We start from the raw sequence: 22448 nt of genomic DNA on the forward strand, positions 1-22448 counted from the left end.
AATCAACGGCTTTCCGAGAGGTGCGACCGTTGATCCGTCCGGTCGCTCCGCCGACAACCCTGCAATACCAGAGGGAAAATGATGGCCGGCGTCGAATTGGCGACAGAACAGATGCTTCGAAACGAGATCGGCAGGACCGACCGTAACCGGCAGCAAATCCGCGGCTGGCTGGCGGTGGTGCTTTTCACGCTCTTTACGCTCGTGCTTGTCGGTGGTGCAACACGCCTTACGGAATCCGGCCTGTCGATCACCGAATGGAAGCCGATCCATGGCGTCATCCCGCCGCTTTCGGCCGAGGAATGGGAAGAAGAGTTCCAACTCTACCAGCGCATTCCGCAATATCAGCAGATGAACAACGGCATGACGGTCGACGAATTCAAGACGATCTTCTGGTGGGAATGGGCGCACCGGCTGCTGGCCCGTACCATCGGCTTGATCTTCGCCCTGCCGCTCGCGTTCTTCTGGTTGACCGGGCGGGTCGAGCGTAAGCTCCGGATGCCGCTTCTCGGCATTTTGGCGCTCGGCGGCTTTCAAGGCTTCATCGGATGGTGGATGGTTTCCTCCGGCCTCGCCGAGCGCACCGAGGTCAGCCAGTACCGGCTGGCAACGCACCTCGTCATCGCCTGTCTGATCTTCGCCTCTTGCATGTGGATCTTCCGCGGGCTCAGTTCACACTCCGACGACGCCGCGCCCACCGACCGTTCGCGCAAGATGGCGATGATCATCGCGATCTTCAGCCAGTTCCAGATCTATCTCGGCGCGCTCGTCGCCGGCCTCGATGCCGGCCTCAGCTACAATACCTGGCCGCTGATGGATGGCGCGCTCGTCCCGCAGGATCTGTTCCTGCAGCAGCCCTGGTGGATCAATCTCTTCGAGAACCCGAAGACGGTGCAGTTCGTTCACCGGATCGGCGCCTATGTGCTGTTCTCCTTCGCGCTGATGCACATGATCGCCTCATTGAGGGCTGCCCCGGAAACCACCCATGCACGGCGCTCGGTGCTTCTGTTCCTGCTCGTCTCGGTCCAGGCCGCCATCGGCATCGCCACGCTGGTGTTGCAGGTGCCGATCGGCTGGGGCGTGCTGCACCAGGGCGGCGCCCTCGTCGTGCTCGGCTTCGCCATCGCCCACTGGCGCGGCTTCTACGGCGAATATCCGCGGCCGACGGCGATCAAGTATCGCGACTGACGTTCCACCGAAGCGATGAAACAAAGGACCCCGGCGAGCGGCTCGCCGGGGTCCTTTGCGTTTCAAGTGAAGATTGCCGTTTAGGCCGACAGCATCAGGTCCATGTTCTGGACGGCCGCGCCCGAGGCGCCCTTGCCGAGATTATCGAGCAGGGCGACGAGGTTCACGTGATTGCCGCCGCTGGTGCCGAAGACGAAGAGCTTCATCGTGTCCTTGCCGGCAAGCTCGGTCGCGTCGATGCGTGCGAGCTTTTCGCTTTCCGCAAGCGGCACGACCTCGACGATCGACTGACCGGCATAGTGCTCGACCAGCGCCGCGTGCACCGTCTCCAGCGTCGCGCCGGCGGCAAGATCTTCGAGGTAGAGCGGGACCTGGACAATCATGCCCTGCGCGAACTTGCCGACCGAGGGGGCGAAAATCGGAGCCCGGTCGAGCAGGCCATGCATCTTCATCTCGGGCACGTGCTTGTGCTTGAGCGGCAGGCCGTAGAGGAAGTGCGGTGCGCTGATGTGGTCCGGATTGGCCTCGTCCTCTATCTGCGCGATCATCTGCTTGCCGCCGCCGGTATAACCGGAAACCGCGTTGACCGTGACCGGATAGCCGTCCGGGAGGATGCCGGCCTGGCGCAGCGGCCGGATCACGCCGATCGCGCCGGTCGGATAGCAGCCGGGATTGGCGACATGGCGGGCGTCGCGGATCTTCTCCGGCTGCGCCTTGTCCATTTCGGCAAAGCCATAGGCCCAGTCGGGCGCAATGCGGTGCGCGGTCGACGTGTCGATGATGCGCACCTTGTTGTTGCCGGCGACCATCGCAACCGCTTCGCGCGAGGCATCGTCCGGCAGGCAGAGGATGGCGATGTCGGCGTCGTTCAGGAGATCTTCGCGCATCGCGGCGTTGCGTCGTTCTGCTTCCGGTATGGAAAGCAGTTCCAGATCGCTACGGCCGGCCATGCGCGTGCGGATCTGCAGGCCCGTGGTGCCGTGTTCGCCATCGATGAAGATCTTCGGTTTCATGATTTTCCCGTTCTGCCAGTAGGTTAGAGGTCGTTCCGGAATCACTCTGGCATAGAATTGAATCATTTTCTCAACAGGCGGGCGGATCACCGCCAAGCCTGTCAGTTTCTATACAAGCAGCCGCCCTTCGTCGCAACGGCGGCGCTTGCCTTCAGCGCAGCGGCGCGCGCTCTGCGAGCTTTTCCGCATGCAGCCCCAGCATGTACATCGCGACGGTCGCGCCGGCGATCGCGGTGATATCGGCATGATCGTAGGCGGGCGCCACTTCCACGATGTCGCTGCCGACGACCGTCAGCGCGCCGAGCTTGCGCAGCACCGAGAGGATCTTGGCGCTCGACGGGCCCCCGGCGACCGGCGTGCCGGTGCCGGGCGCATAGGCCGGGTCGAGGCAGTCGATGTCGAAGGTGAGATAGGCCTTCCGCTCGCCCACCTGCCGGATGATCGTCTCGGCGATCTCGGTCGCGCTCATTTCCTCGACGTCATAACCATAGAGGATACGAATGCCGCAATCTTCCGGCGCGTGGGTGCGGATGCCGATCTGGATCGAGGCGTCGGTGTCGATCAGGCCCTCGCGCGCGGCACGACCGACGAAGGAGCCGTGATCGATGCGGCCGCGCTCGTCCGGCCAGGTGTCCTGGTGGGCATCGAACTGCACGAGGGCGAGGGGGCCGTGGATGGCCGCATGCGCCTTCAGGATCGGGTAGGTGACGAAGTGGTCGCCGCCGAGCGTCTGCAGATAGGCGCCGCTCCTGAGAATCTTGGCGGCCTCGCGCTCGATCGTTGCCGGCGTCTTCGAATGGTTGCCGTAGTCGAGCAGGCAGTCGCCGTAGTCGATCGTGGCCATCTCCGAGAAGAGATCACGCTCGAAGGGGTATTGCGGATCGTTGTCGAAGATCGCCGAAGCGCGCCGGATCGCCTGTGGCCCAAAGCGAGCGCCGGGGCGGTTCGAGGTCGCGGCATCAAAAGGGATGCCCCAGACGACGGCATCGACGCCCTTCAACTGCTTCGAGTATTTGCGCCGCATGAAGGAGAGAATGCCGGCATGCGTCGGGTCGGATGCCGCTGATGTCAGTGAACGCGCCGTCAGCGCATGATCGATTGTCCTGTTGGCCATAGCCCGCCTCTGCTCCAGGGCGGGATAGGCGCACTCCGTGCACGCATCCCGCTCCAACGTGTGGTGGCGAGACGTTGGACAATCGCAGCCGGCAAGGCAAGGCCCCTGCCGGCCGAATCTTCCGCGATTACGAGGCCTTGGCCTCGTAAGTTGGAGCGAAGTCGCCAAGCGCCTTCGCTTCGGTGATGCGCGCGGCGACATCCTCCTCGATGATCGTTTCGAGCTGCGCGAAGCTGTCGATCACGTAATAGATCGGCTGCACGATATCGATGCGATAGGGCGTGCGCAGCACGGTCATCAGGTCGAACGGACGGAATTCGATGCCAGGGGTCTCCATGGCATTTCGTGTCTCGTTCGGCGAAGATACGATGCCGGCACCATAGCAGCGACGGCCCTTCGGCGTGTTGATCAGACCGAACTCGACCGTGAACCAAAAGATCCGGAACATGTGCCACGAATAGCCCTTGCCGAGCGACACAGCCTTTTCGCCGAAGCGACGGACGAAATTGGCGTAGCTCTGGTTGGTAAGCAGCGGGCAATGGCCGAAGACTTCGTGGAAGATATCGGGCTCTTCGATGTAGTCGATATGTTCGCGCCGCCGAATGAAGGTCGCCAGCGGAAACTTGCCCTGGGACAGGAGCTCGTAGAAGCGCGACGGCGGAATGAGGGCGGGAACGCCTTCCACACCGAAGCCGGTGGTCTCGGCCAACCGGCGGTTCACGTCCTTCAGCTGCGGCACGTGATCGGGGCCGAGGTTGAGCGTCCTTGCGCCTTCCAGATATTCGTCGCAAGCCTTGTCGGCCAGAAGCTTCATCTGCCGCTGATAGAGCTCGCCCCAGATCGCATCCTCTTCCGGGGTGTAGAGATAGGTGCCGTCAGGCTCGGGCAGCTTGGCGGTATAAGTGCTTTCCTTGGTCATGACGCCTCCTCGCTCGTCAGAACAACGTCTCCTGTTGCAATTGTATCGCGATTGGAGCGAGTATTTGTTTCACAGTTGCCAGGCTGTGGACTGTCTGCGGGAGAAAATTTCGATATGACGTCCGATGTGAAAGAAAATCTTCAGCCATTGCGAAAGCTGTTGCGGCTGATTCAGGCCGATTGCGGCCAGTCTCTTTCGGAACTGGCGGAAAAGGCCGGCATGTCGCAAAGTTCGGCCTGGCGGCGCCTGCAGGAACTGGAAGGCGATGGTGTCATCCGCAAGCGCGTGGCGCTGCTCGATCCAGCAAAGCTCGATCTCAAACTCTGCATCATCGCCCACGTGACGCTCGAGGACCATCACGACGAAGCGATCGCGGCCTTCTCGGCGGTGGTGCGCGACCGGCCGGAAATCATGGAGTGCTACGCTCTGTCGGGTACGTTCGACTACATGCTGAAGATCCGCGCGGCCGACGTCGAAAGCTACGACGCCTTCATGACGCGGTATCTGATGCGCAATCCGCATGTGCGCACGGTCGTATCGAGTTTCGTATTGCGTGAACTCAAGTCGACGACCGAATTGCCGATCTGAAGCGGCTCAAAGAGAGCGCTGCACGGAGCCGCGTCGTTTAAGTGCGCTCGAATCCGTACTGCCGTTCGATCTTGCCGACCCGCACCTGATAATCCTCGTACCAGCGCTCGCGGCCCATCCGCTGGGCGGCAAGGTGGCGGACATTGCCTTTCCATGCCGTGATGCTCTCTTCGTCCACCCAGTAGGAATTGGTGATGCCGAAGCCATCGGCGCCGCGCACGCTTTCGAGGCCGAGAAAGCCGGGCTGTTCGCGGGCAAGCCTCTCCATCTCCGTGCCCATGTTGTCGTAGCCGTTGTCGCCGGCCGTGCGCCGTGAGGAGAAGGTGACGATGTAATAGGGAGGCGCTGGGGTCTTGGCGACGGGAGAGTTTGTCATTCGCTATGCCTCGGAAGGTCGACCTTGTGGGATGTTATGCCGGCGACGATAACTAAAAAAGGCGGAGCAAAGCCCCGCCTTTCCAGTGTCGCAGTTTGGAGGCGATTAACGCTTCGAGAACTGGAACGAACGACGTGCCTTCGCACGGCCGTACTTCTTGCGCTCGACCACACGGCTGTCGCGGGTGAGGAAGCCGCCGCGCTTCAGAACGGAGCGAAGGCCCGGTTCGAAGTAGGTCAGCGCCTTGGCAATGCCGTGGCGAACGGCACCGGCCTGGCCGGAGAGACCACCGCCAGCAACGGTCGCGTCGATGTCGAACTGGCCGTCACGGGCAGCAGCGACGATCGGCTGCTGCAGGATCATCTGCAGAACCGGACGGGCGAAGTAAGCCGAGTAGGGCTTGCCGTTGATGGTGATCTTGCCGGAGCCCGGCTTGACCCATACGCGGGCGACAGCGTCCTTACGCTTGCCGGTCGCGTAGGAGCGACCCTGGGCGTCGACCTTCTTGACGTGAACCGGAGCAGCCGGTTCCGCGGTCGTGGCGATGTCCTTGAGAGCGGAAAGGTCAGCCATTATCAGGCGCTCCTTGTGTTCTTGCTGTTCAGCTTGGCGACGTCGAGGACGGTCGGCTGCTGTGCTTCATGCGGGTGGTTGGCGCCTGCGTAAACGCGCAGGTTCTTCATCTGGCGACGGCCGAGCGGACCACGCGGAACCATGCGCTCGACGGCCTTCTCGATGACGCGCTCCGGGAAGCGGCCTTCGATGATCTGGCGAGCGGTGCGCTCCTTGATGCCGCCGGGGTAGCCGGTGTGCCAGTAGTACTTCTTGTCGGTGTACTTCTTGCCCGTCAGAACTGCCTTCTCGGCGTTGATGACGATGACATTGTCGCCGTCGTCAACATGCGGGGTGAAGGTAGCTTTGTGCTTGCCGCGCAGGCGGTTTGCGATGATGGAAGCGAGGCGACCGACAACGAGGCCTTCGGCGTCGATGATGATCCACTTCTTCTCCACCTCTGCAGGCTTCTGAACGAAGGTTGCCATATCAAAACTCTTTCTTTGGACCCAAGCGGCGAACCGCTGGGCGTTTCTTGTTGCTTGGTTTTGGCCGGTTTCCCGGACAAAAGAAGAAAGCGGCCCTTGAGGACCGCGATCTGCGGCAGCTTATACGCAAGTGCGAAACCAGCGTCAAGAACGTGAAACCAGCGCGTGTGAAATAAAGGCAAACAAAAACAATATGTTATATGTATGGTATTTTGATACCACAAATCAACGTGGCGGAATCGAATAGGTCGCCGTTGCATGCGCGACGAGATCGTCACCGCCGACCTTGACGACCGATGCGTCGAGGACGGCCAGCCGCTTGCCGAGTTTCAGGATCCGGCAGGTGCATTCGAGCGGTTCCGGTTCGGGCTTGCGCAGGAAATTGATGTTGAGATTGGTGGTGACCGCAAGCGCGACCGGTCCGATATGGGCGATCAGCGCAATATAGGCGGAAACGTCGGCAAGTGCGAAGAGGGTCGGGCCCGAGACGGTGCCGCCCGGGCGGATGTGCCGCTCGTTCGGATCGAGCCGCATCGTGGCAAAGCCAGGACCGACCGCCGTGACATGAAAGACCTTGCCGTCGGTATGGACCTGCGGAAAATCCGTGTCGAGAAATCGGTTGAGGTCGTCGACGCTCATGATCGGCTCGATGGTCATTCACTGCATCCTTCAACATATCTGCCGCCACCTGAAACCGACCGGCGGCCAGACGCAAGGCGGAAAAAGGTCTTAGACGGAATGCGCCGCTGTTTCTCCCGCCAGCTTGCACCGCACGCGCGTCCGGCGTACCACCAAGCCCGGGTTCACGTTTCAGGAGAAGATCATGGCCGACGTCGTATCGTTCAGGAAGGAAGAGTCGAACGGGATGCTGCTGCGCGAACGCTCCGGGCCGGTGCTGCGGCTGACGCTCAACAATCCGCCGGCCAACGTGCTTTCGATCGCCATGATGGAGGCCTTGCACGCGGAGTTCGACGCGGTCGCCACCTCCAGGGAAATCAGGGTCGTCGTGCTCGCCGCTTCGGGCAAGCTGTTTTCCGCCGGCCACGATCTCAAGGAAATGACCGCGCATCGCGAGGACGACGGCCGGGGCAGGGCGTTCTTCGAAAAGACGATCCGCCTGGCAGCCGACCTGATGCTGAAGATCAACCGGCTGCCGCAGGCGGTGATTGCCGAGATCGACGGGCTTGCGACGGCGGCCGGCTGCCAGCTTGTGGCCAGCTGCGACCTGGCGATCTGCACCGACAGCTCCACCTTCTGTACGCCCGGCGTCAATATCGGCCTCTTCTGCTCGACGCCGATGGTCGCGCTCACGCGCGCGGCACATCGCAAGCAGGCGATGGAGATGCTCTTGACCGGCGAGACCATCGACGCCTCGACCGCCAAGGATTTCGGCCTCGTCAACCGCATCGTGCCGCAGCAATATCTGCGTCAGGTCGTCGACAAATATGCCGCGGTGATCGCCTCGAAGTCGCCGCAGGCGCTGAAGATCGGCAAGGAGGCCTTCTATCGTCAGGCGGAGATGGACCTGCCGGATGCCTATGACTACGCCGTCGGCGTCATGGTCGAGAACATGCTGGCCCGCGACGCCGAGGACGGCATAGGTGCCTTCCTCGGCAAGCGCATGCCGGAATGGAAGGAAGACTGACGGTCAGGCGAGCTTCAAGAGCAGCGCGCCGAGTGCAATGACGCAGGCAGCGGCGATGCGCCAGACGCTGACCGGCTCCTTCAGGAACACGATCGAGATGACGACCGCAAAAAGGATCGACGCCTCGCGGAGCGCCGCGACGGTGGCGACCGGCGCCTTGGTCATCGCCCAGAGCGCCAGGCCGTAAGCGCCGATCGACCCGGCGCCGCCAATGAGCCCGCGCCACCAGTTCTTGTAGACGTGGCGGGCGACCGGCTTGATGCCGCGTCGGGCGAAGGCCCAGGTGAAGAGCAGCGCTGGCGGCAGCAGAGCCATCCACAGCGTGTAGGAAATCGCGTTGCCCGAGACGCGTGCGCCGATGCCGTCGACATAGGTGTAGCAGGCGATGACGCAGGCGTTGAGGAGGGCGAGCACGATCGCGTGTTTCCCGCCCTTTCGCGACTCGAAGGCGAGCGTCAATACGCCCGCCGAGATCGTCAGGATGCCCATCATCGTGCCGAACGAAAGCTGCTCGCCGATCAAGGCACCACTGGTGGCCGCGACGATCAAGGGCGCGGTACCGCGCATCAGCGGATAGACGAGGCCGATGTCGCCGGCGCGATAGGAGGCGGCGACAAGCTGGAAATAGGCGAACTGGAACAGCGCCGAAACCAGGATGTAGGGCCAGGCTTCCGGTTTCGGCAAGGGCAGGAAGGGGAGGAAGGGGATTGCCACGGCGGCGGCCCCGAGCGCGATCATTGCTGCGTCGAGCGATTTTTCTGAGCCTACCTTGACCAGGGCATTCCAGGTCGCGTGCAACAACGCCCCGAACAGGACGAGCGCAATGACTTCAACGGGCAAGATGGGACCTCGGAAACGATGTGGCAGGCTTTGTGAAGCTTGTCGCGCCGCTCGGCCGCAAATGCAATCGGAAAATGTCGCGGCGGCGGTCGTCTTGAGCTCCACGCGGGAAGCATGGAGCGCGCAGTTGACTCGCCGGGCTCCGGCATCATTATACGGCCGTTTAATTACAATGGACCCGTATCCTTAAATGAACCACGACGCCTATCCGGACTACTATCTCGCCGACATTTTGCGCGAGACCAAGACGATTGCGCTGGTCGGTGCCTCGCCGAATGCCGAGCGGCCGAGCCATCGGGTTATGGCGTTCCTGTTGCGCAAGGGCTATCGGGTGATCCCGATCAATCCCGGTCACGTCGGCAAGACCATCCAGGGCCAGGCCGTTGTCGGCAGGCTCGCCGACGTCAAGGAGCCGATCGACATGGTCGATGTCTTCCGCGCGGCCTATGCCTTGCCGGCGCTCGTCGACGAGATCCTGGCGCTTGACCGATTGCCGAAGGTGATCTGGGGCCAGCTCTCCGTGCGCCACGATGGCGCAGCGGCAAAAGCGGAAGCTGCCGGGATCAAGGTGGTGATGGACCGCTGTCCGGCGATCGAGTATCCGCGGCTGATCGGCTGAGATAGGGCGACGGTTCGCACAACCGTCAGTTTCGCAAAAAATCCTCTTTGACCGCACACGTAGGCTCTGGAATAGTGCCGCCACCTCCGCGCTGGGCGCGGGGAATCGATTGCGGGTTACACACAGATTCAAGGTGATAGAGCGTCCTCGGCGCGCCGGCTGGCGCGGCGCTCGGGTCATGGGAGGTACGAAATGACGAAAGACAATCCTGGTTTCAACACGCTCGCAATCCACGCTGGAGCGCAGCCTGATCCGACCACGGGAGCGCGGGCGACGCCGATCTACCAGACGACGAGCTTCGTCTTCAACGACACCGACCATGCCGCGGCGCTTTTCGGTCTCCAGCAGTTCGGCAACATCTACACCCGCATCATGAACCCGACCCAGGCGGTGCTGGAAGAGCGCATTGCCGCGCTCGAAGGCGGCACGGCAGCGCTGGCAGTTGCCTCCGGCCATGCGGCACAGTTGCTCGTCTTCCACACGATCATGAGCCCGGGCGACAACTTCGTCGCGGCCAACCGGCTCTATGGCGGCTCGGTCAACCAGTTCGGCCACGCCTTCAAGTCCTTCGACTGGCAGGTGCGTTGGGCCGATCCGAGCGACCCGGCCTCCTTCGAGGCGAAGATCGATCGGCGCACCAAGGCGATCTTCATCGAAAGCCTTGCCAATCCCGGCGGCACCTTCGTCGATATTGCCGCGATCGCCGAGATTGCCCGCAGGCACGAATTGCCTCTGATCGTCGACAACACCATGGCGACGCCCTACCTGCTGCGGCCCCTGGAGCATGGCGCCGACATCGTCGTGCATTCGCTGACGAAGTTCATCGGCGGCCATGGCAATTCGATGGGCGGCGTCATCGTCGACGGCGGCACCTTCGACTGGTCGAAGTCCGGCAAGTATCCGATGCTTTCGGAGCCGCGTCCGGAATATGCCGGCGTCGTCCTGCACCAGACCTTCGGCAACATCGCCTTTGCGATTGCCGCCCGTGTCCTGGGCCTGCGCGATTTCGGCCCGGCAATCTCGCCGTTCAATGCCTTCATGCTCGTGACCGGTGCCGAGACCCTGCCTCTGCGCATGCAGCGCCATTGCGACAACGCGCTTGCGGTCGCCACGTGGCTGAAGACGCACGACAAGGTGTCGTGGGTGAGCTATGCCGGGCTTGAGGACGATCCCAACCACGTGCTTCAGCAGCGCTATTCGCCCAAGGGGGCTGGCGCCGTTTTCACCTTCGGTCTCAAGGGTGGCTACGAGGCTGGCAAGCGCTTCGTCGAGGGGCTGGAAATGTTCTCGCATCTCGCCAATATTGGCGACACGCGTTCGCTCGTCATTCACCCGGCCTCGACCACCCATCGGCAACTGACGCCCGAACAACAGGTGGCGGCCGGTGCCGGACCGGATGTCGTCCGTCTCTCGGTCGGCATCGAAGACGTCTCCGACATCATCGCCGATCTCGAGCAATCGCTGGCAAAGCTCTGAAACAGGAGGGGAGGCGACGCCTCCCCTGAAGGTGCCAAAATGACGAAAATGCAGAAATTCGATCTGTCTTCCGTCAAGGCGGAAACCGGTACGCCGGCCGCCGACCGCCTGATCTCCGGGGCGCCGCAATTCCGGACCTGGAACTTGGAGGAGGCCGAGGGCGGCCTCTTTGCCGGGGTCTGGGAATCGACGCCGGGCAAATGGCGGATCGTCTATGAGGAGTGGGAATATTTCCACATCGTCTCCGGCTATTCGATCGTCACGCAGGATGGTGGCGAAGCGGCGCATCTGCGTGCCGGCGACAGCATGATCCTGCGTCCCGGTTTCGAAGGTACCTGGGAGGTCGTCGAGACCACGCGCAAGGATTACGTCATCCGCCTTTAAGCAGTGAAGCGCCGGAGATCGTCCTGGCTCCGGTGTTGGTCACCAGACCAGATCGAGGCGTTCGAGGCCGTGGAAATGGAACGCATCCTTCACCTCGGGCTCGTTCTTCAACCGCATATTCGGCAGCCGCCGAAACAGGATCGGCAGCGATAGATTGAGCTCCAGCCGGGCGAGCGGCGCGCCGATGCAGAAATGCAGGCCGGCGCCGAAGGAGACATTGGCGCCTTCGTCACGCGTCGGCCGAAACACATTCGGGTCCGTGAACTTCTTCGGGTCGACATTCGCCGCCCCGAGCAGCAGGCCGATCTTGTCGCCCTTTCGAAGCGTGATGCCGTGGTCGAGTTCGACGTCCGTCAGGGCATAGCGCTGGAAAATATGCAGCGGTGCCGCAAGGCGCAGGCACTCCTCGATCGTCAGCGCCGTCGCCGCTTCCGTGGCAAACAGGTCCGTGGCCGAGAGTCCGGAGTGCAGGATGGTTTTGACCGCATTGCCGATCTGATGCACCGTCGCTTCGTGACCGGCATTGAGGAGCAGGGCGGTGGTCGAGACCAGTTCTGGCTCGGAAAGTCGCTCGCCATCCTTTTCCGAGGTGATCATGTGGGTCAGCAGATCGTCGGCGGGGTCGCGGCGTTTCTCGGCGATGATCTTTCTGAGGTAGTCGGCAAAGTCGGCGGATGCCTTGTTGGCGTCGAGTTCGGTCTCGTAGCTCGGGTTGAAGACATACATCCGGACCATGCGATGCGACCAGTCGAGAAGGTCGGGCGTCGCCGCGACGGGAATGCCGAGCATCCGGGCGATGATCGTCACAGGGATCGTTTCGGCATAGGTCTTGAGCAACTCGACTTCACCGTTGCGCTCGAAACCGTCGATCAGGGCATGCGACAATTGCTCGATATCCGGTCTCAACTGTTCGATCTGCCGCGAGACGAAGGCCCGGTTGACGAGTGCGCGCAGGCGGGTGTGTGCCGGCGGTTCGAGCTCCAGCAGCGAATGCTCCTCAAGCGCGTCGAAATCCTTCAAATGCGGCTTCGGTGCCGGAAGGCCAACCTCTTCGCGCGTCGCCACATGCAGGATCTGTCGGCCGAAACGCCGGTCGCGCAGCAGCGCGTTCACCTGGTCGTAGCCAGCGAAATACCATTGCTGCCGCTCGTCCCAGAAGAAGGCCGGGCATTGCGCGTGGATCTCGGCATAGGCGGCAAGTGGCTCTCGGTAGAAGGCGGGATTGCGCGCATCGATGGAAACGCGCCTTTGGGCTCCGTCAATGGTTATGGCAGACATGCAACGGGCTCTTCGCAGGACTCGATTGACGTCCACTTCTACGGGAAACGAGGTTCGGCGGGCAAGCGGGGCAATCTCCCTGTTCAGGACTGAAGGTGAGCAACACCCGCCTGAGACAGACCGTAGGTGCGGCGGAACCCTGAGACGTCCGCACCTCGATCAGGCTCCATTCCGACGGAAAACGCATCCTGCTCGCAGCCGTCCGACTGATCAACATTAGGCGCCAATGGATGCTCGCGCTGCTTCTTGGCGACCAGTCTCGATCTGTTTGCCGCCGCAATGCGGTTGCGAAACAACTTCCGCCTACCACCCTTTTTCGGTGGCGCCGGGCGACCTATTTGCGCAATGATGCAGGCAGCAGGCAGGGAGCGGCATGGCAAAAAACCAGTCCAGTCTATCGGCGGGGATCGTGGCGGCGATCCGCAAGCGGCGCCCCACGGTCGTCCATCGTGAGACCGCGGTGAACCGCGGCGATATCGTCATCGCCTCCTACAACATCCACAAATGTGTCGGCACGGATGGGCGCTTCGATCCCGGGCGGACCGCCCATGTGATCGGCGAACTAGGTGCCGATATCGTCGCGCTTCAGGAGGCGGACCAGCGGTTCGGGGAGCGCGCCGGGCTTCTCGATCTCGACCACCTCCGCCGTGAATCCCATCTCGTTTCGGTGCCGATCTCCGGGTTTTCCGCGAAGGGGCATGGGTGGCACGGCAACGTGCTGCTGCTGCGCGAGGGGGCGGTTTCGGATGTGCGGCAACTGAAACTGCCGGGTGTCGAGCCGCGCGGTGCCCTCGTCGTCGATCTCGACCTGAAGGTCGGCCCATTGCGCATCATCGCCGCCCATCTCGGACTTCTCAGGCATTCCCGCGCTCAGCAGGCCGAGGCAATCCTGGAGGCGGCGGCCGATGCGAACGGCAGGCCGACCTTGCTGATCGGCGATCTCAACGAGTGGCGCATGGGCCGGCGTTCGTCGCTGTCGTTCCTCAGTCCGGTTTTCGATCCGTCGCATGCCACGGTCGCGAGCTTTCCGTCGCGGTTTCCCCTGCTTCCGCTCGATCGCGTGCTTGGCAATCCACACCATCTGGTAACCTCGGTCGCCGTGCATGACTCACCGCTTGCGCGGATCGCCTCGGACCATCTGCCGGTAAAGGCCTCGATCGCCTTGAAGGCTGCCCAGCAGGATCACCGAGACGGAACTCGGGTCGAAGCCGGTCGCGCGGGATCGGTCTGACGTCGGGCGCGAGGCGAACTTTCGATGTTGTCCTCCGTCCTGATTGCCGTCGCTATCATCGTCGGTGTGGTCGTTTCGGCCATCCTCTACATTTACGGCCGGTTCGGGCGGCGCCCGCATGGGCTGCCGTCGACCGCGTTCCCGGTGGCCGAGGCCGGAACCGAACTCGATCGGCATCTGGCGCCGCTTCTTTCAGCCCATCCAGCGGCAAATGGCGTGTCGCTCGTCTCCGACAATATCGAAGCCTTGGTGGTGCGCGCGCATGCGGCTAGGCGCGCCGGTCGAAGTCTCGATCTGCAGTATTACTATTGGAAGGATGACCTGACCGGCCTTCTGCTGGCTCGTGAGATCCTGGCAGCAGCCGACAGGGGCGTACGTGTCCGGCTGCTGCTCGACGACATCAATGCCGGCATTCACGATCGCATGTGCATCGCACTTGATGCCCACCCCAATATCGACGTGCGACTGTTCAACCCGAGCCGGGCGCGGACAGATCGCTTTCGTCGCGGCTTCGAAATGGCGATCCGTGCCTTCAGCGCCACCCGCCGCATGCACAACAAGCTGTGGGTGGCGGACGGCCGTGTCGCGATCGCCGGCGGGCGCAACATCGGCGACGCCTATTTCGACGCTGCCGAACTCTCCAACTTCCGCGACCTCGACGTCTGGATGGTGGGGCCGGTGCTGGAACAGGCGTCAACCATGTTCGACCGCTATTGGAACAGCGCCTCGGTTCTCCCGATCGCGGCGCTGCGCACACCACGCAAGCAATATCTACCGGCGCTCCGCGATGCCGTCGAAGGGCTTGCCCGGACGCCGGCAGGCCGGTTCTACATCGAACGCATCGACAGCGCGGCCAAGGAGGCCGACATCTATCACGGCTCGCGGCGCCTTCACTGGAGTTCGGAGATCCGCCTGGCATCGGATCCGCCGGAAAAGGCGCTGATGCAGCGGCGGCAGAACTGGTTGCTGCGTGAACTCTTCCCGCTGATAGAGGCGGCCGCGAGGGATCTCAGGATCATTTCACCTTATTTCATCCCCGGCGCTGCCGGGACGCGCGAGCTTGCCTCCATTGCGGCGCGCGGCGCGCGCGTCTCGGTGCTGACCAACTCTCTTGCTGCGACGGATGTCGCAGCCGTTCACGGCGGATACGTCAAGTATCGCCGCAAACTCGTGCGCGCCGGCGTGGAACTCTTCGAATTGAAGGAACAGGGCGATGTCGCCGAAGGACATCGCATGTCGTTGTTCGGCGCGCGCAATGCGAGCCTGCACAGCAAGGCTTTCGTCGTCGATGGCCGGCACGGCTTCGTCGGCTCGATGAACTTCGATCCGCGCTCCGCATCGCTCAACACGGAAATGGGCGTGGTGTTCGCCGATGAGGCTCTTGCAGGCGAACTCGCCGGCATGTTCGAAGAAGAGACCTCGCCGTCGATCAGCTACCGGCTCGGAATGGACGGTTCACGGCTTGTCTGGCGTGATCGCGCCAACGGTTGCGAGAGGCTGTTGCGGCACGAGCCGGATGCCAGCCTTGCAAGGCGCTTGATGGCCAACCTGATCCGCATTCTGCCGATCGAGTCTCAGCTCTGACGAAGCGGTGGCCCGGCTGCATGATTTGCCGTTCGTTTACCGAGGTCATCGAACCCTGTGCGAAACGCTCGGTCGCGGCGGCTTGCACCGCGCTTATCGGCGAAGAAAGGCTCTATTGACAACCATGTGTGGAGGAGTGCCGGACTTCGCAGCAAAGGGGGCGTTCGATTAAGGTTATCGAAGCTTCGCGACTTGAAGTGAAGGGTGTTGACACTCTATGTAGGAGCAGAAGGTAAATCCCGTGATTCCCGGTTCGCAAGGTTTTGCGAGCCCGATTGATGAAGGTTCGATATGAGAAATCCCGTTGATACCGCACTGGCACTGGTGCCGATGGTTGTTGAGCAGACCAACCGCGGTGAACGTTCCTACGATATCTTTTCGCGCCTTCTGAAGGAGCGCATCATCTTCGTCACCGGTCCGGTCGAAGATCAGATGGCGACGCTCGTCTGCGCCCAGCTCCTCTTCCTCGAAGCGGAAAACCCGAAGAAGGAAATCGCGCTCTACATCAATTCCCCGGGCGGCGTCGTCACCTCGGGTATGGCAATCTACGACACAATGCAGTTCATCAAGCCGGCGGTCTCGACGCTCTGCGTCGGCCAGGCAGCCTCCATGGGTTCTCTGCTCTTGGCGGCCGGCCACAAGGACATGCGTTTTGCGACGCCGAATGCGCGCATCATGGTTCACCAGCCCTCGGGCGGTTTCCAGGGCCAGGCCTCCGATATCGAGCGCCATGCCCGCGACATCCTCAAGATGAAGCGCCGCCTCAACGAGGTCTATGTCAAGCATTGCGGTCGGACTTACGAGGAAGTCGAACAGACGCTCGACCGCGACCATTTCATGAGCGCGGACGAGGCTCTGGACTGGGGTATCGTCGACAAGGTACTGACCTCGCGCGAAGAGATCGAAGGCGCCGAGCAGGCCTGATAACGCGCTTTTGTGTCGCGATAGATGTAATTGTGACACAATTGTAATGGCTCAAGGGCTTTATCGACCGGGTAAAGCCGTTAATATGGACCGTTAATGCTATGTTGGATTCTGAGGGCATAGTGTTCGGATGAGTTGGGAGAGTCGTTGCAGCCGTATCGGACGTGTCCGTGCCGATGCGGTAAGTACTCCCGGAAGCCCTGCATGAGGATAGGCTACAGGGCGAATTGAGTGGTCCGCGATACTTCTCTTGAAGTGTCCGGCGTGCTGGAAGGAAGTGGAAATGAGCAAGGTCAGCGGAAGCAACGGCGGTGACTCGAAGAATACGCTTTATTGTTCGTTCTGCGGCAAGAGCCAGCACGAAGTCCGTAAGCTGATTGCCGGACCGACCGTCTTCATCTGCGATGAATGCGTCGAACTGTGCATGGACATCATTCGCGAAGAGAACAAGACCTCGATGGTCAAGTCCCGCGACGGTGTGCCGACCCCTCAGGAAATCATCAAGGTTCTCGACGAATACGTCATCGGCCAGCAGCAGGCCAAGCGTATCCTGTCGGTCGCCGTTCACAACCACTACAAGCGCCTGGCGCATGCCGCCAAGGGCAGCGATGTCGAACTGGCGAAGTCGAACATCATGCTCGTCGGCCCGACCGGCTGCGGCAAGACCTATCTTGCCCAGACGCTCGCCCGCATCATCGACGTGCCGTTCACCATGGCGGACGCCACGACGCTGACCGAAGCCGGTTATGTCGGTGAAGACGTCGAAAACATCATCCTCAAGCTGCTCCAGGCTGCCGACTATAACGTCGAGCGCGCCCAGCGCGGCATCGTCTACATCGACGAAGTCGACAAGATTTCGCGCAAGTCCGACAACCCGTCGATCACCCGCGACGTTTCGGGCGAGGGCGTGCAGCAGGCGCTGCTGAAGATCATGGAAGGCACCGTTGCATCGGTACCGCCGCAGGGTGGCCGCAAGCATCCGCAGCAGGAATTCCTGCAGGTCGACACCACCAACATCCTGTTCATCTGCGGTGGCGCTTTTGCCGGCCTCGACAAGATCATCTCTGCTCGCGGCGAGAAGACCTCGATCGGCTTCGGTGCCACGGTTCGGGCGCCGGAAGATCGTCGCGTCGGCGAAGTGCTGCGCGAACTGGAGCCGGAAGATCTGGTCAAGTTCGGCCTGATCCCGGAATTCATTGGTCGTCTGCCAGTCCTGGCGACGCTCGAAGACCTCGACGAGGACGCACTGATCCAGATCCTCTCGGAGCCGAAGAATGCGCTCGTCAAGCAGTACCAGCGCCTGTTCGAGATGGAAGACGTGGAGCTCACCTTCCATGAAGACGCGCTGCGCGAGATTGCCCGCCGGGCGATCGTGCGCAAGACCGGTGCTCGCGGCCTTCGCTCGATCATGGAAAAGATCCTGCTCGACACCATGTTCGAGCTGCCGACGCTGGAAGGCGTGCGCGAAGTGGTCATCTCCGACGAGGTGGTCAAGGGTGCAGCGCGGCCGCTCTACATCTACTCCGAGCGGTCGGACGAAAAGACCAACGTTTCGGCCTGAGAAAACTGAATTATCGTTTGAGAAGCCCGCCTTGTGCGGGCTTTTTCATGTTCGTGCACTTAGCTGTTGAGACAAAGGGGCGGCAGCGCAGATTTCACAATTCGATTGTTGCTAAAGTGTCCCAAACAACGCAATGATGTGACGATTCAATGAAGGACCTTTGTCGTTGCGCGTCCTTGAGCCTCGTTCTCCGTCGCAAGGCCCGCAACAGAAATGATGCGTAGTCAGAAGGACCCGGCCACGGTTGGTGGGTGTCGCGTCAGCCTTGAAATGGACGCGGTCGCACTCCACTTTCATGTGGAAAATATGACAACCGGGAGTGCCTGCGGGGCTCCCGGGAACGGGCCCGAAATCGGGACGGAAAGGAAATGACATGACGAACAAAACGTCACCGGCGACTGAAAGCGCGACCCACCCGGTCCTGCCGCTCCGCGACATCGTAGTCTTCCCGCACATGATCGTGCCGCTCTTCGTCGGCCGTGAAAAGTCGATCCGTGCGCTTGAGGAAGTCATGGGTACCGACAAGCAGATCATGCTTGCCACCCAGATCAACGCCACCGACGACGATCCGGAACCGGCTGCGATCTATGACGTCGGCACCATCGCCAATGTCCTGCAATTGCTGAAGCTGCCCGACGGTACCGTCAAGGTGCTGGTCGAAGGCCGCGCGCGCGCCAAGATCGACGGCTACACGCCGCGCGAAGAATTTTATGAGGCTTCGGCGCATACGCTGAACGAGCCGGAAGAAGATCCGGTCGAGATCGAGGCGCTGAGCCGCTCGGTCGTTTCCGAGTTCGAGAGCTATGTGAAGCTCAACAAGAAGATCTCCCCCGAGGTCGTCGGCGTCGCCAGCCAGATCGAAGACTATTCGAAGCTTGCCGATACCGTCGCTTCGCATCTGTCGATCAAGATCGTCGAGAAGCAGGAAATGCTGGAGACCACCAGCGTGAAGATGCGCCTGGAAAAGGCGCTCGGCTTCATGGAAGGTGAGATCTCCGTCCTGCAGGTCGAAAAGCGCATCCGCTCGCGCGTCAAGCGCCAGATGGAGAAGACCCAGCGCGAATACTACCTCAACGAACAGATGAAGGCGATCCAGAAGGAACTCGGCGACGGCGAAGATGGCCGCGACGAGATGGCCGAGATCGAGGAACGCATCGCCAAGACGAAGCTCTCCAAGGAAGCGCGCGAAAAGGCCGATGCGGAACTCAAGAAGCTGCGCCAGATGAGCCCGATGTCCGCGGAAGCGACCGTGGTTCGCAACTATCTGGATTGGCTGCTCGGCCTGCCCTGGGGCAAGAAGTCGAAGATCAAGAGCGACCTGAACCATGCCGAGGACGTGCTCAACACGGATCACTTCGGTCTCGACAAGGTCAAGGAACGCATCGTCGAATATCTCGCCGTGCAGGCGCGTTCGTCGAAGATCAAGGGCCCGATCCTGTGCCTCGTCGGCCCTCCGGGCGTCGGCAAGACCTCGCTCGCCAAGTCGATCGCCAAGGCGACCGGCCGCGAATATGTGCGCATGGCGCTCGGCGGCGTTCGTGACGAAGCCGAGATCCGCGGTCACCGCCGTACCTATATCGGTTCGATGCCCGGCAAGATCGTCCAGTCGATGAAGAAGGCGAAGCGCTCCAATCCGCTGTTCCTGCTCGACGAGGTCGACAAGATGGGTCAGGATTTCCGTGGCGATCCGTCTTCGGCGCTGCTCGAGGTGCTGGATCCGGAACAGAACGCGACCTTCATGGACCACTACCTGGAAGTCGAATACGACCTGTCCAACGTGATGTTCATCACCACGGCCAACACGCTGAACATTCCGGCACCGTTGATGGACCGCATGGAGGTGATCCGCATCGCCGGCTATACCGAAGAGGAAAAGCTGGAGATCGCCAAGCGGCACCTGCTGCCGAAGGCGATCCGCGACCACGCGCTGCAGCCGAAGGAGTTCTCCGTGAGCGACGGGGCCCTGATGGCGGTCATCCAGACCTATACGCGGGAAGCCGGTGTCCGTAACTTCGAGCGCGAATTGATGAAGCTCGCCCGCAAGGCGGTGACCGAGATCATCAAGGGCAAGACCAAGACGGTCGAAGTCACGGCGGACAACATCAACGACTACCTGGGTGTGCCGCGCTTCCGTCACGGCGAAGCCGAACGCGACGATCAGATCGGCGTGGTCACGGGTCTTGCCTGGACAGAGGTCGGCGGCGAGCTGCTGACGATCGAAGGCGTCATGATGCCCGGCAAGGGCCGCATGACGGTCACCGGCAACCTGCGTGACGTGATGAAGGAATCGATTTCGGCGGCGGCGTCCTATGTCCGTTCGCGGGCGATCGACTTCGGCATCGAGCCTCCGCTGTTCGACAAGCGCGACATCCACGTGCACCTGCCGGAAGGCGCAACGCCGAAGGATGGTCCGTCGGCCGGTGTCGCCATGGCAACCGCGATCGTATCGATCATGACCGGCATCCCGATCTCCAAGGATGTGGCGATGACCGGCGAGATCACGCTGCGCGGCCGAGTGCTGCCGATCGGCGGTCTCAAGGAGAAGCTGCTCGCGGCTCTCCGGGGTGGCATCAAGAAGGTGCTGATCCCCGAAGAGAACGCCAAGGATCTCGCCGAGATCCCGGACAACGTGAAGAACGCGCTCGAAATCATCCCGGTTTCGCGGATGGGCGAAGTGCTCGAACACGCTCTGGTGCGCAGGCCGGAGCCGATCGACTGGGACCCGGCAAATGAGCCGGCGACCGTCGCAGCGGTTGATTCGCAGGACGAAGCGGGTTCTTCGATCGCCCACTAAAAAGTGCCAGGCAATGGGCGCCGCGCCCTCACGCGGCGCCCATTTTGCAGAAAAATTGGGAAGACCGGCCTTTGGCCGGTCTTTTTTCTTGTAAAAGCACGCCGCAAGCCTTGCATTCCAAGGGATTAGGCGCAATTGGGAAAGGCAAGACGCGGGCGATGCGCAAGCCGCCGCGCCTTAAAACACAGTCGTTTCGAACCAATCTGAAAGGGGTGGAAACATGAACAAAAATGAGCTCGTGTCTGCCGTTGCTGAGAAGGCCGGACTTTCCAAGACCGACGCATCTTCTGCAGTTGATGCAGTTTTCGAGACCATCCAGGGCGAGCTGAAGAACGGCGGCGACATTCGCCTGGTCGGCTTCGGCAACTTCTCGGTTTCGCGCCGCGAAGCCTCGAAGGGCCGCAACCCGTCCACGGGTGCGGAAGTTGATATCCCGGCTCGCAACGTGCCGAAGTTCACGGCCGGCAAGGGCCTGAAGGACGCCGTCAACGGCTGATCAGATTTGCTTGGCGGCCGGACACGAGGCCGGCAGTCCAGGTATTCGAGGGTTCGGCGAAAGCCGGACCCTTTTGCATTTCAAGGGCGGCCCTTGCAGCCTCCCGCCATTTGCTCTACGGCTTGCCCATTCTCAGGGCGGGGTGAAAGTCCCCACCGGCGGTAAGGGCACTACAGCGCCGCGCGTCTTTCTAGGCGCGCTAAGGTCGCTGTAACACTATGCGGTGGCCCAAGCCCGCGAGCGCCTTTCTCCTGGAACAGGGGTAGGGGTCAGCAGATCCGGTGCAACTCCGGAGCCGACGGTCATAGTCCGGATGAAAGAGAATGGTCGTCGGTGCGAAGGGCAGGGCTGCCCGGCGTCGTGCCGTGCGCTCATGCGTCCTGATTTGTGTTTGTCCATTTTTCAGGATACATGACATGAATCAGACTTCCCTCGGTTTTTCCTCCTCGCGTGCCATGGCCGGAGCCGGCTTCATGGTGCTCGCCGGCATTGCCTTCGCCGGCCTCAACGTCGTCACCCAATGGCTGACGATGACGCTCGGCTTTCCCGCCGCCGCAACGGCCTTCTGGCAATACGCCTTCGCCTTCCTGTTTTCCCTGCCGTTCCTGCGCCGTGCGGGGCTTTCGGCGATGCGCACCGATTACCCTTGGCGCCATGTGGTGCGTGTGGCGCTCGCCGCCTTCGGCGTCGGGACCTGGGTCTCTGGCCTCGCTCACGTGCCGATCTGGCAGGCGATCGCCCTGGTCATGACCTCGCCCTTCTTCATCATCCTCGGCGCTCGCCTGTTTCTTGGCGAACGGGTCGGCCCGGCGCGCTGGACCGCGACGGCGGTCGGATTTGCCGGCGCCATGATCATTCTCGATCCCTGGTCGGCCAGCTTCACCTGGGCGGCCCTGCTGCCGATCCTCTCCGCGTTGCTCTGGGGCGCGTCGTCACTCATCACGAAGAGCCTGACGAGCAGCGAGCATCCAGAGACGATCACCATCTGGCTGCTTGTCCTCCTGACCCCGATCAATGGCGTCATTGCGCTCGCGGCTGGTTTTGCGGTTCCGGACGGCGCGGCACTCGGCCTTCTCGTGCTCGCCGGGGTTCTGACCGTTTTTGCGCAGTATCTGCTGACACTGGCCTACACGGTCGCTGACGCAGCCTATGTGCAGCCCTTCGATGATCTGAAGCTGCCGCTCAATGTTTTCGCCGGCTGGCTGGTCTTCGGCTACGCGCCGACCGGCTATCTCTGGATCGGTGCCGTGCTGATCCTCGCAGCCTCGCTGTTCATCATGCGCAACGAGATCAGGCGCGAGCGGGAGACCGCCGCCGCCTGAGTGGTGCAAAACCGTTCGGCTGTCATTCGGCTGTCATCCCCGTCGCGCAGAAACCCCAT

General features: G+C 61.9%; 22 protein-coding genes and 1 riboswitch. Of the genes, 13 read left to right on the forward strand and 9 right to left on the reverse strand.

What is annotated here, in order from left to right:
• Positions 1 to 81: 81 nt before the first annotated feature.
• Positions 82 to 1185 (forward strand): COX15/CtaA family protein, encoded by a 1104-nt coding sequence (locus tag BHMPCIPO_RS07335; RefSeq protein WP_173516148.1) that lies wholly within the window; start codon positions 82 to 84, stop codon positions 1183 to 1185.
• 80 nt (positions 1186 to 1265) lie between these two features.
• On the opposite strand, the gene argC is transcribed toward BHMPCIPO_RS07335, so the two are convergent.
• From argC to BHMPCIPO_RS07350, 3 genes are all read right to left on the reverse strand, one after another.
• Complete coding sequence (gene argC / locus BHMPCIPO_RS07340; RefSeq protein ID WP_173516149.1) at positions 1266 to 2198, reverse strand: N-acetyl-gamma-glutamyl-phosphate reductase; 933 nt, start codon at positions 2196 to 2198, stop codon at positions 1266 to 1268.
• A 151-nt stretch (positions 2199 to 2349) separates the two neighbouring features.
• The gene (gene speB, locus BHMPCIPO_RS07345; protein ID WP_173516150.1) at positions 2350 to 3312 is read right to left on the reverse strand and encodes an agmatinase; all 963 of its coding nucleotides are present in this window, start codon (positions 3310 to 3312) and stop codon (positions 2350 to 2352) included.
• Positions 3313 to 3439: 127 nt separating this feature from the next.
• On the reverse strand, positions 3440 to 4231 hold the full coding sequence (locus BHMPCIPO_RS07350) for a phenylalanine 4-monooxygenase (protein ID WP_173516151.1): 792 nt from the start codon (positions 4229 to 4231) through the stop codon (positions 3440 to 3442).
• Between the two features lie 114 nt (positions 4232 to 4345).
• On the opposite strand from BHMPCIPO_RS07350, the gene BHMPCIPO_RS07355 reads away from it, so the two are divergent.
• Entirely contained in the window at positions 4346 to 4819 is a 474-nt protein-coding gene (locus tag BHMPCIPO_RS07355; protein WP_173516152.1) for an Lrp/AsnC family transcriptional regulator, read from the forward strand.
• Between the two features lie 37 nt (positions 4820 to 4856).
• On the opposite strand, the gene BHMPCIPO_RS07360 is transcribed toward BHMPCIPO_RS07355, so the two are convergent.
• The 4 genes from BHMPCIPO_RS07360 to BHMPCIPO_RS07375 all read right to left on the reverse strand — a co-directional run bounded on the left by BHMPCIPO_RS07360 (position 4857) and on the right by BHMPCIPO_RS07375 (position 6892).
• The gene (locus BHMPCIPO_RS07360; protein WP_173516153.1) at positions 4857 to 5195 is read right to left on the reverse strand and encodes an antibiotic biosynthesis monooxygenase family protein; all 339 of its coding nucleotides are present in this window, start codon (positions 5193 to 5195) and stop codon (positions 4857 to 4859) included.
• 105 nt (positions 5196 to 5300) lie between these two features.
• On the reverse strand, positions 5301 to 5768 hold the full coding sequence (gene rpsI, locus BHMPCIPO_RS07365; RefSeq protein WP_173516154.1) for a 30S ribosomal protein S9: 468 nt from the start codon (positions 5766 to 5768) through the stop codon (positions 5301 to 5303).
• A 2-nt stretch (positions 5769 to 5770) separates the two neighbouring features.
• Positions 5771 to 6235: a 50S ribosomal protein L13 gene (gene rplM / locus BHMPCIPO_RS07370; protein WP_173516155.1), complete on the reverse strand. Its 465-nt coding sequence runs from the start codon at positions 6233 to 6235 to the stop codon at positions 5771 to 5773.
• 225 nt (positions 6236 to 6460) lie between these two features.
• Positions 6461 to 6892 (reverse strand): PaaI family thioesterase, encoded by a 432-nt coding sequence (locus BHMPCIPO_RS07375; RefSeq protein WP_173516156.1) that lies wholly within the window; start codon positions 6890 to 6892, stop codon positions 6461 to 6463.
• A gap of 166 nt (positions 6893 to 7058) precedes the next feature.
• On the opposite strand from BHMPCIPO_RS07375, the gene BHMPCIPO_RS07380 reads away from it, so the two are divergent.
• Positions 7059 to 7880, forward strand: coding sequence for an enoyl-CoA hydratase (locus BHMPCIPO_RS07380; protein WP_173516157.1), 822 nt, complete (start codon positions 7059 to 7061; stop codon positions 7878 to 7880).
• 3 nt (positions 7881 to 7883) lie between these two features.
• Here the strand turns inward: BHMPCIPO_RS07380 and BHMPCIPO_RS07385 are convergent, their stop codons facing one another.
• A complete protein-coding gene (locus BHMPCIPO_RS07385) occupies positions 7884 to 8720 on the reverse strand; it encodes an EamA family transporter (protein WP_173516158.1) in 837 nt (278 codons plus the stop codon).
• 190 nt (positions 8721 to 8910) lie between these two features.
• Between BHMPCIPO_RS07385 and BHMPCIPO_RS07390 the strand changes: the two genes are divergently transcribed.
• The 3 genes from BHMPCIPO_RS07390 (at position 8911) to BHMPCIPO_RS07400 (ending at position 11199) form a co-directional block, all read left to right on the forward strand.
• On the forward strand, positions 8911 to 9339 hold the full coding sequence (locus BHMPCIPO_RS07390) for a CoA-binding protein (RefSeq protein ID WP_173516159.1): 429 nt from the start codon (positions 8911 to 8913) through the stop codon (positions 9337 to 9339).
• Positions 9340 to 9531: 192 nt separating this feature from the next.
• Entirely contained in the window at positions 9532 to 10815 is a 1284-nt protein-coding gene (locus tag BHMPCIPO_RS07395) for an O-acetylhomoserine aminocarboxypropyltransferase (protein WP_173516160.1), read from the forward strand.
• 39 nt (positions 10816 to 10854) lie between these two features.
• Entirely contained in the window at positions 10855 to 11199 is a 345-nt protein-coding gene (locus BHMPCIPO_RS07400; protein ID WP_173516161.1) for a cupin domain-containing protein, read from the forward strand.
• Positions 11200 to 11238: 39 nt separating this feature from the next.
• Here BHMPCIPO_RS07400 and BHMPCIPO_RS07405 read toward each other — a convergent pair whose 3' ends face one another.
• Positions 11239 to 12477, reverse strand: coding sequence for a cytochrome P450 (locus BHMPCIPO_RS07405; RefSeq protein WP_173516162.1), 1239 nt, complete (start codon positions 12475 to 12477; stop codon positions 11239 to 11241).
• Between the two features lie 373 nt (positions 12478 to 12850).
• Here BHMPCIPO_RS07405 and BHMPCIPO_RS07410 point away from each other — a divergent pair, with 373 nt between their 5' ends.
• From BHMPCIPO_RS07410 to BHMPCIPO_RS07440, 7 genes are all read left to right on the forward strand, one after another.
• A complete protein-coding gene (locus tag BHMPCIPO_RS07410) occupies positions 12851 to 13708 on the forward strand; it encodes an endonuclease/exonuclease/phosphatase family protein (RefSeq protein WP_173516163.1) in 858 nt (285 codons plus the stop codon).
• A 24-nt stretch (positions 13709 to 13732) separates the two neighbouring features.
• Positions 13733 to 15292, forward strand: a complete 1560-nt coding sequence (locus tag BHMPCIPO_RS07415; protein ID WP_173516164.1) for a phospholipase D family protein — start codon at positions 13733 to 13735, stop codon at positions 15290 to 15292.
• Between the two features lie 291 nt (positions 15293 to 15583).
• Complete coding sequence (locus tag BHMPCIPO_RS07420; RefSeq protein ID WP_173516165.1) at positions 15584 to 16216, forward strand: ATP-dependent Clp protease proteolytic subunit; 633 nt, start codon at positions 15584 to 15586, stop codon at positions 16214 to 16216.
• A 283-nt stretch (positions 16217 to 16499) separates the two neighbouring features.
• Positions 16500 to 17777 (forward strand): ATP-dependent Clp protease ATP-binding subunit ClpX, encoded by a 1278-nt coding sequence (gene clpX, locus BHMPCIPO_RS07425; protein ID WP_077961578.1) that lies wholly within the window; start codon positions 16500 to 16502, stop codon positions 17775 to 17777.
• Between the two features lie 373 nt (positions 17778 to 18150).
• Positions 18151 to 20571 (forward strand): endopeptidase La, encoded by a 2421-nt coding sequence (gene lon / locus BHMPCIPO_RS07430; protein ID WP_173516166.1) that lies wholly within the window; start codon positions 18151 to 18153, stop codon positions 20569 to 20571.
• 220 nt (positions 20572 to 20791) lie between these two features.
• A complete protein-coding gene (gene hbs, locus BHMPCIPO_RS07435) occupies positions 20792 to 21067 on the forward strand; it encodes a non-specific DNA-binding protein Hbs (RefSeq protein ID WP_065777403.1) in 276 nt (91 codons plus the stop codon).
• A 124-nt stretch (positions 21068 to 21191) separates the two neighbouring features.
• Positions 21192 to 21396, forward strand: a riboswitch (FMN riboswitch).
• An 87-nt stretch (positions 21397 to 21483) separates the two neighbouring features.
• On the forward strand, positions 21484 to 22389 hold the full coding sequence (locus BHMPCIPO_RS07440) for a DMT family transporter (protein ID WP_173516167.1): 906 nt from the start codon (positions 21484 to 21486) through the stop codon (positions 22387 to 22389).
• Positions 22390 to 22448 lie beyond the last annotated feature (59 nt).

Origin of the sequence: Ensifer sesbaniae (assembly GCF_013283665.1) — a bacterium.
Classification (GTDB): Bacteria; Pseudomonadota; Alphaproteobacteria; order Rhizobiales; family Rhizobiaceae; genus Ensifer; species Ensifer sesbaniae.